This is a genomic window from Geminocystis sp. GBBB08 (genome assembly GCF_016743215.1).
Lineage (GTDB): Bacteria > Cyanobacteriota > Cyanobacteriia > Cyanobacteriales > Cyanobacteriaceae > Geminocystis.
In genome coordinates this window covers 1-14,495 of the sequence record NZ_VRZC01000098.1, presented here as the reverse complement: position 1 = coordinate 14,495, position 14,495 = coordinate 1, and the positions used below count along the sequence as shown (strand labels likewise).

Sequence of the window (14,495 nt, the reverse complement as noted above, 5' to 3'; positions counted from 1 at the left end):
CTCTTTAGCCCGTGCAATAGCATCATAGGCAGAAATACCGTTATCTACAGTTAAAATTACTTTAACCCCTTCTCGTTTAAATTCTTCCACGATACGACGATTAATACCATAACCATCTGTCATACGACTAGGAATAGCATAATCTACCATTGCCCCTAAATGTTTTAAACCTCTCAAAAGTAAAGCTGTGCTAGTCATTCCATCAGCGTCATAATCACCACAAATAGCAATTTTTTGGTTAGAGACGATGGCATTTGTCAAAATAGCAATACTTTTAGGTAAATCAGGGAATTCGGTGAAAGGAGGGGGTAAAGGAATAATTTCTGGATTGATATAGCCTTGGGCATCTTCTAGGTTTAAAATACCACGATTAACAACTATTTGAGCCACAATAGGGGATAATCCCAAACGATGTATTAAATTATTAACGAAAGTATCATTTTGAGGGTAAAATTTCCAACGCTGACAAGGTAGATTATATTCCATGACTATAAATTGAGCTTTTAACTGTTAACAGATAGTTGATTAATACTTATTTATACCTAAATATTTACTTCCATAATTTCTGTATATTCAAACTGATTATCACTTTTTTTAACTAAGGGATATTCTTCTCCATAAATGTTAATGAAATCTTCTTGACAATCTTCTTTAGGCGATCGATATACTAACACATATTGTTTATTAATATAAGGATTCATTTCGGTTTCTACCTCATTTCGCCATTGAGTTTTCGTGACTAAAACAACTAATTGATTAGCTAATTGAGGAATAGATTTTGCTACTTGACGGCGATAAATTTCGTCTAAACTGCCGAAGGGAGAATCCATAATTATCGGAAATTTACTCGAATCTAAACCAACAAAACTACTTTGTTTTGACCACTCTTTTACCATATCAATAATAGCACCAATAAAAGATAAACTGAGAATTTGATTTTCTCCCGTTGAGGGGGCTACTGACAAAGCAATTCCTGAAGTATTTTCGATTAAATTTAACTCATAATTCTGATTTAAACGAGGTTGATAAGGCGTAAAAGAGATAGAATTAAAAATTTCTTGAACTTTTTTTTCTAAAGCTAAACGAAATTGATTCTCTAGTCTTTTTTGTACTTCTAAAATACAATTTATAGAGGCTTCTGTTGCCTGAATTCTTCTGAGGATTAAACTATGTTTTTCTGCCTTTATTTCTTGTTTTTTTATTTGTCTTTCTAGGGTTATTAATTCTTCTTCAATATTTTCTAATTGTAGATTAATTTCTCCTTGATTTAAAGTTAATTGACGAATATGTTGATCAATATTATCTAATTGTTTTTGTATCTCTTGAATATTGCGATCAGGATACTGTCTTAATTGTTGATTAATTTTATCTAATTCTTCTTCAATATTGCTTAACTGAATCCGCCAATTAATGATATTTTGTTGATATTTATTGACATCTTGCCAAAAGTTATTTTGTTGAGATTCAATATTATTAACTTGAGTTTGTAAACGAATAGTCGCTTCTTCAATATGACTACTTCCTGCTTTATTAATCCAATTTTGTACTTGTAAATAAGGCTGAGTGTTTGGGTGTAATTCTGTACCGCAAATACATTTATTTTGATTTAATAATTGTTCGACAAATTGTTTTTTGATACCACTAGGTAACTCTCCTTTGAGTTTTAAATCTTCAATAATAAGGTTAAATTCGGCTATAGCTGAAGGTAAAAAAGTTAAATAACTTCTAGTAGAAATTTCTTTTTTAATAGCTTGTTGAGTGTTAAGTAAATTTTTTCTAACTTCTTTTTCTTCAATTAATAATTTTTGTTTTAATAGTTGTAAATTTTCAATGCCACTCATCACTAACATTTGGCTAGAAAGATTTTGTTTATCTAATTCTAACTGACTTAATCTTGAGGTAATTAAATGATTATCTTCTCTTAATTTTACTTCTAAATTTTCCAAATCTTTTTGTTGTTTAACTAAACCTTGAATTTTAATATCACCCAATGAATTTAACTCATCCCTTAAAGTTTTTTGAGCATTTTTAAGATGACTTACAGCCCTTTCTAAAACTTTTACGCCGATTAATCCCTTAGTATCTTCGGCAATTTTATGTCTTTCTTCTACTCGAAAAAGATGATCAATATGTTCGCCATCAAAGAAAAAGTATTGATGTAAACTTTTAGGTAAAATTCTTTCAATTATATCTATAGGTTGTTCAAGAGGATGTTGCCATTTACCGTCATCTCCGGCTACCATCATGAATAATTGTGATGAATTAATAACTATTTTATTATCTTGATTTCGATGGGCAAAACACTTTCTTTTTAATTGATAAGTTTTATAATTATGAGAGAAAATTATTTCAACAAAACATTCTACCGCAGTACCAAATTCTACTTGATTAATTGCCCTTTTATTTACTAATAAATTAGGAGAAGCAAAAGCAGCAGTAAATCGTTCATAAAACACCCAAGTAAAGGCATTTAAAATAGTTGTCTTTCCGGCTCCATTATTACCGTGAATAATAGTAGTATTTTTTTCGCCACTAGCAAAATAAATTACTGGGGTTTTACCATAAAATTGTCGAAAGTTAAAAAATTGTAAACTAATAATTTTCATTGAATATATTGTTTAATTATTGTCAAGACATCATCATTAATATAGCGGACATTTTTCTGAGATAATCGTTCTTTTTCTAATTGTAACACTTCTTGGACGATCGCCTTTATTTCCGGGGGAGCCTTAGTAATTGGTTCGGTAATGTTATCAAGGTTATAATAATTATGATTAATCATGATATTTATTATCAATAATGAAGTTAATTTAATGGTAAAACATTGTTGTAAATCTTAAAAATAAACCTATTCTTAATTAACAAAAATTAACAAAAATAAAGAGATTTTTTGAGGAATAGAGATACAATAAATAAATAAGTATAAACTCAGTATAAACTTAAAGATAATAATAGTTTTTGTCCCTTATATCTTTGCGTCTTTGCGCCTTTGCGAGAAAAAATAAATCAACAAATTAATGATCAATAATGGAAAATAATGACTCAGGATAAACGTCAAAAAGTTCGTCAAGTACTGATTATTACCTTAATCTTAAATATCATTGTTTTAGCACTAAAAGTAGTAGTAGGTGTTATGACTGGTTCTTTAAGTTTAAAAGCTGACGCTTTACATAGTGTAACCGATAGTGCCAATAATGTTTTAGGTTTAGTAACAAATCAACTTTCATCCCCAATACCAGATCGAGATCATCCTTATGGGCATCATAAATTTGAAGCGATTGGTGCATTAGGAATAGCTGCATTTTTGGGTATTGCTTGTTTTGAAATTATAACTTCGGCATTGAATAGGATCTTTTTTGGGGGAAATCCCGTTAAAATTAGTGGCGGTGAATTATGGGTTTTAATTATAATTTTAGGTATTAATATTTTCGTAGCATTTTATGAGCGGAGTGTGGGGGAAAAAATAGGTAGTAATATTTTAATTGCTGATGCAACTCATACCATGAGTGATGTTTGGGTAACTATTTCAGTTTTACTGGGTTTAATGGCTGTTTGGCAATCAGAAAACTGGAATTTACCTATCTTAAAATCCCTTGATTATTTATTAGCCTTTCCTGTGGCTTTTTTAGTCTTAAAAAGTGGTTGGAAAGTGTTAAAAAGTAACTTACCTTGGTTAGTAGATGAAATGGCGATCGCTCCTGAATTAATTCATCAAATAGTGATAGAAGTACCCGGTGTAATTAATTGTCATAATATTGCTTCAAGGGGATTATTAGGCAGACAAGTATTTATAGAAATGCACTTAATTGTTGAGAGTGAAAATGTAAAAATTGCCCATGAAATAACAGAAAAAATTGAGGCTAAATTAGAAGAAAAATTTGCCCCTGTGAGAATCTTAATTCATGTTGAACCTTTAGAGTATGAATCGTCACAAATTACTTATGATTAACATTTAATGACGAGGATAAAGTCTCATTAATTTCCTGACTTCTTCTGCATGGTAAGAACTACGAGTAAGAGGAGAAGAAACTACTTGTAAAAACCCTAATTTTTCGCCATATTCTGCCCATGAATTAAATTGTGAGGGGGAGATAAATTCTTTTACCTCTAAATGATGTGGGGATGGTTGTAAATATTGCCCAATGGTGAGAATATCACAATCAACTCCCCGCAAATCTTCCATTACCTGCTTTACTTCAGTTTCTGTTTCCCCTAAACCTACCATAATTCCTGATTTTGTATAGATTTTCGATGATAATTCCCTTGTTTTCTTTAATAACTCTAAAGATCGAGTATATTCTCCTTGAGGGCGCACTTTACGATATAATCGAGCTATGGTTTCTGTATTATGGTTTAGAACTTCTGGTTGAGCCTTTAGAATCATCTCTAAAGCGTTCCAATTACCGCATAAATCAGGGATTAACACCTCAATAGTCGTATTTGTGCATAATTTTTTAATTTCTGTAATACAAGCAACAAATTGACTAGCACCGCCGTCGGGTAAATCATCTCGATTGACGGAAGTAATAACAACATGATTGAGATTTAATCTTTTGACAGCTTCAGCTAAACGTAATGGCTCTGTAGTATCAAGTTTTTGAGGAGTTTTATCAAAATCTATGTCACAATAAGGGCAAGCACGAGTACAAGCTGGACCCATAATTAAAAATGTAGCAGTACCTAGATTAAAACATTCACCTATATTTGGGCAAGATGCTTCTTCACAAACTGTATTGAGATTCAAATCTCGTAAAGTATCTTTAACATTCCCAACTCGTTGAATTTGTGGTGCTTTTACCCTTAGCCAATGTGGTTTTACCGTCACAGTCTTAATCTTGATGATCACGTCAATTACTCTGTGATCATAACTTTTTTGATCTTAAAATACAAGAGACTTTGAGTCATTGCTTGAATTTGACAAAATTGTTGTTAATAATACCAGAGCATTCTGAAGTTTTGTTTTATCTTAGAACAAAGTTAGAAAAATAAATAGTGATGAAGAATATAATCAAGATAAAATTCAAGTAATTAGGGTAGTATTTTGATGAGGATAGGCATTCTTGCAATGGGCAATGGGGCAAAGATGCACTGGTAAAATCTTCATTCTAAATTCTAAATTTTAAATTCTAAATTCTATTCAATGTAACTGAAAAAAGGAGATTTATGGAATCGATATTCATGAAAAATTTAAGCAGTAACCATGATTCTCTTCGTCAGTTTTACGAATATATCTGTCTTTCAGGAAATCTTGACTGTCACAATTTTGATTTAAACTCCATTGATACTCCCATTGCTTTAATCAAACCCAATACCCATCATTTAATTGATACTAATCAATGTTTTCGAGAAAGTTTCCATATTTATGATCCAACATTGATTCAACAAAGTACATTAGAAGATTATATTCAACCTTACACTATTGAGCAAATTTTTACTTTAGTGAGGGAAAACTCTTATTTATTGATACCCAAAATTTGTCATCATCACTCCTTAAATAGTTATTCTTCACCACTGAATAATTATTTTCAGTTATATAATTTATCTTTAAATCTTGTTACTTGGCAATCGGAAAAAGTTATCATTGCTATTTTTTATCAATTACTGCATAATTCTATTGTGGATTTAAGTCTTCAGTTATCGAAATTCTCTTCTTTAGTCAATAATTTACCTGCTGTAATTTATCAGTGTCGCAATGATGAACATTGGACGGTAGAATATATTAGTGAAAATTGTTGGGATTTAACAGGGTATGATGCTGATCAATTTATTAATAATCGTGCTATTAGTTATAATACTTTAATTTATAATTCTGATCGACATTCAGTGTGGCAAGAAGTCCAAAGTGCCCTCGCTTCTCGTACTATTTTTGAGATAGAATATAGAATAGTTCATTATTCTGGGGAAATTAAGTGGGTATGGGAACAAGGAAAAGGAATCTATTCTCTTAATGGTGAGTTATTATATCTACAAGGATTAATCGTTGATATTACTGAGAAACGAAAAAAAGAACAAGAAAAATCATTACTCTTAAATATTTCCCAAGCAATTACTTCGGCAGTGGATTTTGATACGGCGTTGTTATACACTATTCAAAAAGTATGTCAATTAACAGATTGGGATTTCGGAGAAGCGTGGTTACCTGATACTCAAGAGCAATTTTTTAGTTTTTCTACTGCTTGGTTTTCTCCTCAAAAAAATTATCGAGAGGGTGACGATTTATCTTTACAAGATTTTAAACAGGAAAGTTACAATTATAATTTTGAGATAACCATAGGTTTACCGGGGAAGATTTGGTCGAAGAAAAAGACTATTTGGTTAAATGATGTTTCTGAAGTAAAATGGTTTTTAAGACGAGAATTAGCCTCAAAATGTGGCTTAAAAGCGGCTTTTGGTGTACCTATCATGGCTGGGGAGGAAGTTGTTGCTGTATTAATCTTTTTTTCTCGTCGTAATTTACCGACAGATAATGATTTACTTACTCTGATTGAAGCGGTTGCTTATCAATTAGGTACAATTTTTAAACATAAACAAATAGAATTTAAGTTACATCAAAGTCAACGAGAATTATCAACAATAATTGATTCTACTTCTGGGGTGTTTTTTCGGATTAGTTATGATGATAATTGGGGAAAAGATTATATCAGTAAAGGATGTTTAGGTTTAACAGGTTATTCTTCCTCTGAGTTATTTTCTTCGGGTAAAATTAATTTGGTAAAAATTACACATCCTCTTGATTTAGAAAAAGTTTTAAGTACTATTAAGACTAGCATTAATAAGAAAATTAATTATTCTATAGAATATCGCATTTTTACTAAACATAATCAAGAAAAATGGCTATGGGAAAAGGGTAAAGGTATTTTTGACAGAGAGGGAAAACTATTAGGTATAGAAGGTTTAATTACAGATATAAGTGAACGTAAAGAAATGGAATATGCTTTATGTCAAGCTGAAAATAAATATCGTAATTTCTTTGAAAATGCCATTGAAGGAATCTTTCAAACTACTGCCGATGGTTGTTATTTAACTGCGAATAAAGCCTTAGCTAAAATTTATGGTTATGATAGTGCTTTACAGTTAATTGAAAATCTTAATGATATTGAAAATTCTTTATATTTACATTCAGAAAAACGCAAAGAATTTATCTTGCTGTTAGAAAAAAATGATGCCATTACTAATTTTGAATCTCAAGTTTATCGCCGAGATGGTAGTATTATTTGGATTTCGGAAAATGCTAGAGCGGTAAGAAATATTTATGGAGATTTGCTCTATTATGAAGGTACAGTAAAAGATATTACTAAATATAAAGAAGCCCAAGAAAAATTACACCATCAAGCATTTTATGATAATTTAACCCAATTACCAAATCGTACTTATTTTTTACAACAATTAAGTAATAGTATTTATCAATTGAGGGAGTTTTCTTCTTCTAACTATCAGTTTAGTGTTTTATTTCTCGATTGTGATCGTTTTAAAGCTGTTAATGATAGTTTAGGGCATGGAGTCGGAGACTTACTCTTAATTGCTATTGGTGAAAGACTGCAAAGTTGTGTCGGCGATAATAATTTAGTAGCCAGATTAGGCGGTGATGAATTTACTATTCTCTGTGATGAAGTAACCGATGTTAAACAAGTTATTAAATTAGCAGAAAATATTAACACTGCATTTCAACCGCCGTTTATTATCAATCAATATCAATTATTTTGCCGAATTAGTATTGGTATCTTTTTTAGCAGTAGCATTGATGTTGAACAATATAACTTTTTAACTCCTGCACAAATTTTACAATATGCTGATACGGCACTTTATAAAGCTAAATCTCAAAAAAGAGGCTATTATCAGGTAATTCAAGGAGAAATGCACAACGAAGCCTTAGCACAATTACAACTAGAGAATGAAATTAGGCAAGGTTTAGTGGAAAATGAATTTTTACTTTATTATCAACCTATAATTAAAATTAACACTGGTGAAATAAAAGGATTTGAGAGTTTAATTCGTTGGAATCATCCGCAAAAAGGATTAACTACTCCTAATTATTTTCTTAATATAGCAGAAGAAACAGGATTAATTATACCGATGGGTTTTGCCGTCTTAAAACAAGCCTGTCATCAATGGAAAAAATGGCATGAAAAAATTATCCAAGATTCTTTAAATTTAGAAGAATTACCCGTGTTAAGTGTTAACTTATCTTGTCAAGAATTTAATGCTGAAAATTTTTTAATTCAACTAGATAATATCATTGAAGAAACCAGAGTAAATCCAGAATATATCAAACTAGAAATCACCGAAAGTTGTTCTATTTTTCAAGAAGATTTTAGTCTTGATATTTTACAACAAATTATTCAGCGTAAAATTCAGTTATGGGTAGATGATTTTGGCACAGGATATTCCAGTTTAAGTTATTTACATAAATTACCCATTAATGGTTTAAAATTAGATCGTTTTTTTATTGCTAACATTGATGAAGATGTAAAAAAAGCGAAGATTGTAAAAGCGATTTTATCTTTAGCGGAAGATTTAGATTTAGAGGTAATAGTAGAAGGAATTGAAACGGAAAAACAACTACAAATTTTAGAAGAGATAGGCTGTAAACTGGCACAAGGTTATTTATTCTCTCGTCCTTTATCAGCTCAAAATGCTTATAATTTTATTCATAATCTTCGTTATCATTAACATTAAGTATAGAAATTTATCAATATTATTAAGATAAACTATAACTATTTATCCATATAATAAATCGGAAAATCGAAAAATCAGTAAATCAGAATTATTTATTTAGTGACTGTGGGCAAAATAAGATAAACAATTATTAACTAAAAAATATACTACCATCATCGCTGCTGCACATAAAGCAACTAATATTCCTGCTAACATTAAAGAAAATTCACGATGATCAAAGGCTTGTTGCATAAGATGCAATGACCAAGCTACAAGAGCAATATCGAAAATGAGAATCGGAATTAACATTTCTTAACAATTTAAGGTTTAGTCTATTTTAGTACATATCCTTCCTAAATATTAACTTTTCCCTTCGTTTGACATAAAATCATGATCAAGAAACAGAGGAGATAGCCCGAAAAAGCTAAATCTTTCACTAACTATCTTCTCACGGTTACTTGATGTTTATGTAAATAGTTTTTAATCTCTTCAACGGTTAAATGCCCATAATGTAATAATGACGCTAATAAGGCAGCTTCGGCTTTTCCTTCTGTTAAGGCTTGGTATATATGATGAGTGTTTCCTGCACCCCCTGAAGCAATTACAGGGATTTCTACTTTTTCGACAATGGCATGAGTTAACTCTAAATCATACCCCGCTTGAGTTCCATCTGCATCCATACTGGTTATTAATAATTCTCCTGCACCTCTTTTGGCGACTTCTTGTGCCCATAAAATAGCATCCTTCCCGGTATTTTCTCTCCCCCCTCGAATATATACATCCCAACCTTGATTATGGGGATTTTTTCTTTTTCTGGCATCAATTGCTACTACTATACACTGAGAACCAAAGCGATCGCTAGAATGATTGATAAAATCAGGATTTTTTACTGCCGTAGAGTTAATGCTTATTTTATCAGCTCCAGCTCTTAACAAATTTTTAACATTTTCTAAGGTTTGAATACCACCCCCTACCGTTAAGGGTATAAAAACTTGTTCAGCAGTACGATATACTACATCAATAATAGTATCTCGGGCTTCGTGGGTGGCAGTAATATCTAAAAATACTAATTCATCAGCCCCAGCATCATTATAAACCTTTGCTAATTCAACGGGATCACCTGCGTCTTTTAAATCCACAAAATTGACTCCTTTAACCACTCGTCCAGCGTTGACATCTAAACAGGGTAAAATTCTCTTGGCTAACATCTTTTTTTGTAATTTGATCGAGCTTGATTATCCTATCATAAAAGATGAAACTGAATTCACACAGATTATATAGCAGTCGCCATGATTCTTAGGGCATTAACAAGGGGTAACAAGGGGTTTAAACTCCTTGTCTAAAGGATTAAAATGTCCTAACTAACCTGTCCGTTGCTATAGTAAATAATTGTCTAAAATCAAAAACAGAGGGAATCTTAAGAGATTGTTACAATCATATAAATAATAATCGAACAAAGAAATGTACCTTTAAAATCCTATTATTGATTAATTTAAAAAATTATGACTGCCACAATTATAAAATCAAATAATAACTTTTCCAGTACCATAATTAACAAGTTACTGAATATTAAACCACTAATGAAATTTGCCAAAACCAGAGCTCGTAAAATGATTGTTAAACGGGCTCATCTTATTGGCGTAAATTGGGAAGATAATGTCCAAAATCTGCAAAATCATGACTGGGAAACTGAAATTCAAACCGTAGAAAATCCTGATATTATTTACCCTTCTTATTACCTTCAATCTTTTCATGCTTATGATAAGGGTAATCTTAGTTGGGATGCCGCTTGGGAATTGGAATCAGCAGCTTATACAGTACATTCTACTGTCTATTCTAAAACTCCTCAAGCTGATGGTGATCGCAACTTAAGAAAAAGTTATCATCAAATTTTAAAGTCAGAAATTCCCTCCAATCCTCAAAATATCTTAGATTTAGGTTGCGGTGTTGGTTTAAGTACGTTTGCTTTACAAGAAAATTATAGTAATAGTCATATTTCAGGTTTAGATTTATCTCCTTATTTTTTAGCTGTAGCAAACTATCAAAGCAAGAAAAAAAATAAGACTATTAACTGGATTCATAGCACTGCTGAATTGACTAACTTAATGCCTGAATCTTTTGATTTAATTTCTAGTTTTTTAATGTTTCATGAATTACCTCAATCGGCGGCTAAAAATATTATTGAATCTGCAAGTAAATTAGTGAAAAAAGGTGGTTATTTTGCCATAATGGACATGAATCCACAATCAGAAAATTATAAAAAAATGCCTCGTTATGTCTTAACTTTATTAAAAAGTACTGAACCTTATTTAGATGAATATTTTACTTTAGATCTAAGCTCTGTTTTTGTCAAATATGGTTTTTCTAATCCTAAAATTATTTCGATAAGTCCTCGTCATCGTGCTATTATTAGTCAAAAAATTAATTGATAATAAATAAAGAATTAGAAATTAGGAATGAAGAATGAGGAATGAAAAATTAGGAATGAGGAATTAAAAGGCTAAAAGATTAGAACCAATTTACCTATAGCAGTCAGTCGTAAATAAGTTGTGGTAAATTAAATATTAATAACTCTCAAATTGAAGTCATTTCTAAATTCTAAATTTTAAATTCTAAATTTTCCCCGATGGAAATACCACAAATCAAATAAGATTGCTACATTAACTATTAACTATTCATTAGTATATGAAAATTACTTCTACTAAAATACCTGATGTTTTAATTATTGAGCCTCAAATTTTCTATGATGATAGAGGCTTTTTTTTTGAGAGTTTTAACCTGAAATCTTGGCAGGAAAAAACAGGTTTAAAGACTAACTTTATCCAAGATAATCATTCTCAATCTAAATATAATGTATTAAGAGGATTACATTATCAAATTAAGCAACCTTTAGCTAAATTAGTAAGGGCAGTAGTTGGAGAAATTTTTGATGTTGCTGTTGATATTCGTCAATCTTCTTCTACTTTTGGGCAATGGGTAGGCGAGATTTTAACGGCTGAAAATAAAAAACAACTATGGATACCAGAAGGTTTTGCCCATGGTTTTTTAGTCTTGTCTGAAAGTGCGGAAGTTTTATATAAAACTAATAATTTTTATGCTTCAGAATATGATCGATCTATTTGTTGGAACGATCCTGATATTAATATTAATTGGGATTTAAAAGCAACTCCTTTACTATCTGATAAAGATAAAAATGCACCCCTATTAAAAGATGCAGAGATTTTTGATTAATTGACGATAATAATGGTTCTTCAGTAGATAGTATGTTTAATTATTATTAAATAATTGAGAAGATATTTAATCGTTAAAGTTTAGACAATTCAAAAAATCAAAAAACATAATTTAATATTTGATATTTCCGTCTTCCCTTTTCTTTTTTTTGACTAATTTAGCATACTAACTTATCAACAGCTATGAATATTGACAATTATCAACTACAACTAAATAGTTTTTTTGAGAAAGAAAATTATCAAAATGCTATTGAATATATCGAAAATATTTTAGTTAATGATTCTGATAATAATTTATTAAAAATCTATTTAGGATTAGCTTATTTATGTTTAGGAGAAGAAGAATTATCTCAAACAATTTTATTAGATTTATTATTGAATAGTCCACAAAAAGAATTAACTATTATCGCTGAATCTATATTTAACATCGCTGATTTAAAACTAGATCAACAAAATACTAATTTTGCCATCAAGTTATATCAACAAGGTTTAGAATTTAATCCTCAATATATTCCTGCTTATCTCAATTTAGCTCAACTTTTTACTCAACAAAGTGATTATGATTCTGCCGTTTTTCTATGGCAACAATTAATATCAATACAACCTAACTTAATTATTTCCTATGAAAATTTAGGTTTATTATGGCAAAATATACATGAATATAATCAGGCGATCTTTATATATAATCAAGGATTAAATATCAATCATCGTAACTTAAATATTTTATCAAATTTAGCTTATTGTTATCTTAAAACTAATCAAGTTTATTCCGGTAAACAGTTATTGATAAAAATTATCAAAATTGAGCCTAACTTTTATCAAGCCTATGGAGAATTAGGTTATATTTATCTTCTCGAAAATGACCTAGATTCAGCCATAAAATTATGGCAAAAATTAATTGATTATCAATCTTCTATTTATCAACAATATTTCAATTGGTATTACAGAGAAATTGAGTTTTTTTCTAGTAATAATCAAGGGGTACAATTAAATATTAACCTAATTAAAGAATTAAAAAATAATGACAATAAAGGAAAAATAGCCCTTAATATTGCTCATTTATTATTCCAACAAAAAAACTATCTTTTAGCCATTAAGTATTATCAAATAGCTTTAAACAATAACTTAGAATCAGAGTCTGGTTACTATAAACTTATTTTAAGTTTACTTTCCACCAACCAAGTTGATTCTATCAATATCTATCAGCAAAAATTATCTAGTATAAATCAAGTAAAAAGTCAAGAAATAATTAACTTAATTAACAAAAGTTTGTCAAAAGAGAAACAAGAGAATAATTTAGTAAAAGCACCACAAAGTTATTATGAAACAGCTTTAGATTGGGCAGAAAAAAATTCGATGATTAATAATAATTATATTGACTTTAAATTAGATCATATTCTATTCTTAAAACTACCTAAAACTATTGATAAAAATATTCATCCTAGCTATTATTTTCCCTCAACTATTGAGTTACCAAAAACCTTTCTAGTTAATATTCCTAATGGGCGTTTTTACCTTCAAGAAAATGAAGACAGTAGTGCTGTTATTACCTCAGAAAATTTGTTAATTGGTAATCTTTCTCCAGAATCTCCAGCTTTAAGCCCAAATCATCCTCATAGTCACCCTAGCAAACATTCTCTTTTAAAAACTAATTTTTTACCCCCTATTCAACAAATAAACGGCACAGTTATTATTTTAGCAGGATTATTAAATAACATCTATTTTCATTGGTTATTTGATATTTTACCAAGAATTAATTTATTAGAATTAGCTAACATTGACTATGATAAAGTTGATTATTTTTTAGTTGATAATCGTACTAATTTTCAACAAGAAACCTTAGAACTTTTTGGCATTCCAACCCATAAAATACTACCCTTATCTTTTCCTCTACATATACAAGCTACTCATTTAATTATACCTTCTTTTCCTAGCTCGATCGCTTGGATGCCTTCTTGGAGTTGTAGTTATTTACGGGATAAAATTTTAGAGAATAAAGTTAATCATAATAAAGAGAAAAAAAATTTATATATAAGTCGGAGTAAATCTAGTAATCGCCGTTTAATTAATGAACAAGAAGTAATAACTATTTTGCAAAAATATGACTTTGACGTGGTAAATTTAGAATTATTATCCGTTAAACAACAAGCAGAATTATTATCTCAAGCAGAAATAGTCATATCTCCCCATGGTAGTGCTTTAAGTAACCTTGTTTTTTGTGAATGTAACACTAAAGTTATCGAAATTTTTGCCCCAAATTATGTTTATCCGTGCTATTGGTTAGTCAGTAATTTAATGAACTTAGATTATTATTATTTAGTAGGAGAAATTATCGGCAGTAAACACTTTCATCAATTACTTTATCCTGACTCCAGATTTGAAGATATTTACTTAAATTGTCAAAACTTAAAACTACTTTTAGATCACATAATGATCAAATAAACATCTTGGTTGACACTCCCATGCCGTTGATGCGATGGGATTCTTGGTTCAATGAGATTGCTTACCTTGACAGGTATCACTACCAATCAAAATAGAGGCATCCTCTCCCCAAGGGTTTATTGTCTTAAAGACAAAAGTTCCCGTATGCCCTACGGTACGGTACTTAGA

The 14,495-nt window shown here is 30.1% G+C and carries 11 protein-coding genes; 5 read left to right on the top strand and 6 right to left on the bottom strand.

The features are described from left to right. The 3 genes from FWJ34_RS12735 to FWJ34_RS12725 all read right to left on the bottom strand — a co-directional run. Positions 1-486, bottom strand: a 486-nt coding sequence (locus tag FWJ34_RS12735; RefSeq protein ID WP_308255699.1) for a DHH family phosphoesterase, incomplete at its 3' end; no start/stop codon positions are given. A 56-nt stretch (positions 487-542) separates the two neighbouring features. Then, positions 543-2,606: an AAA family ATPase gene (locus FWJ34_RS12730; RefSeq protein ID WP_308255698.1), complete on the bottom strand. Its 2,064-nt coding sequence runs from the start codon at positions 2,604-2,606 to the stop codon at positions 543-545. Then, complete coding sequence (locus FWJ34_RS12725) at positions 2,603-2,782, bottom strand: hypothetical protein (protein ID WP_308255696.1); 180 nt, start codon at positions 2,780-2,782, stop codon at positions 2,603-2,605. The genes FWJ34_RS12730 and FWJ34_RS12725 overlap by 4 nt, the downstream gene beginning before the upstream one ends. Positions 2,783-3,037: 255 nt before the next feature. Between FWJ34_RS12725 and FWJ34_RS12720 the strand changes: the two genes are divergently transcribed. After that, entirely contained in the window at positions 3,038-3,949 is a 912-nt protein-coding gene (locus tag FWJ34_RS12720; RefSeq protein ID WP_308255695.1) for a cation diffusion facilitator family transporter, read from the top strand. Between the two features lie 3 nt (positions 3,950-3,952). Here the strand turns inward: FWJ34_RS12720 and lipA are convergent, their stop codons facing one another. Then, positions 3,953-4,825 (bottom strand): lipoyl synthase, encoded by an 873-nt coding sequence (gene lipA / locus FWJ34_RS12715; RefSeq protein ID WP_308255694.1) that lies wholly within the window; start codon positions 4,823-4,825, stop codon positions 3,953-3,955. Between the two features lie 338 nt (positions 4,826-5,163). Between lipA and FWJ34_RS12710 the strand changes: the two genes are divergently transcribed. Continuing rightward, positions 5,164-8,670, top strand: a complete 3,507-nt coding sequence (locus FWJ34_RS12710; RefSeq protein ID WP_308255693.1) for an EAL domain-containing protein — start codon at positions 5,164-5,166, stop codon at positions 8,668-8,670. Positions 8,671-8,772: 102 nt separating this feature from the next. Here the strand turns inward: FWJ34_RS12710 and FWJ34_RS12705 are convergent, their stop codons facing one another. Further along, positions 8,773-8,964, bottom strand: a complete 192-nt coding sequence (locus tag FWJ34_RS12705) for a hypothetical protein (RefSeq protein ID WP_308255692.1) — start codon at positions 8,962-8,964, stop codon at positions 8,773-8,775. A 131-nt stretch (positions 8,965-9,095) separates the two neighbouring features. Beyond that, positions 9,096-9,863, bottom strand: coding sequence for an imidazole glycerol phosphate synthase subunit HisF (gene hisF / locus FWJ34_RS12700; protein WP_308255691.1), 768 nt, complete (start codon positions 9,861-9,863; stop codon positions 9,096-9,098). A 294-nt stretch (positions 9,864-10,157) separates the two neighbouring features. Here hisF and FWJ34_RS12695 point away from each other — a divergent pair, with 294 nt between their 5' ends. From FWJ34_RS12695 to FWJ34_RS12685, 3 genes are all read left to right on the top strand, one after another. Then, the gene (locus tag FWJ34_RS12695) at positions 10,158-11,084 is read left to right on the top strand and encodes a class I SAM-dependent methyltransferase (protein WP_308255690.1); all 927 of its coding nucleotides are present in this window, start codon (positions 10,158-10,160) and stop codon (positions 11,082-11,084) included. A gap of 256 nt (positions 11,085-11,340) precedes the next feature. Further along, on the top strand, positions 11,341-11,886 hold the full coding sequence (gene rfbC / locus FWJ34_RS12690) for a dTDP-4-dehydrorhamnose 3,5-epimerase (protein ID WP_308255689.1): 546 nt from the start codon (positions 11,341-11,343) through the stop codon (positions 11,884-11,886). 182 nt (positions 11,887-12,068) lie between these two features. Next, positions 12,069-14,327, top strand: coding sequence for a glycosyltransferase 61 family protein (locus FWJ34_RS12685; protein ID WP_308255688.1), 2,259 nt, complete (start codon positions 12,069-12,071; stop codon positions 14,325-14,327). The last annotated feature ends 168 nt before the right edge of the window (positions 14,328-14,495 follow it).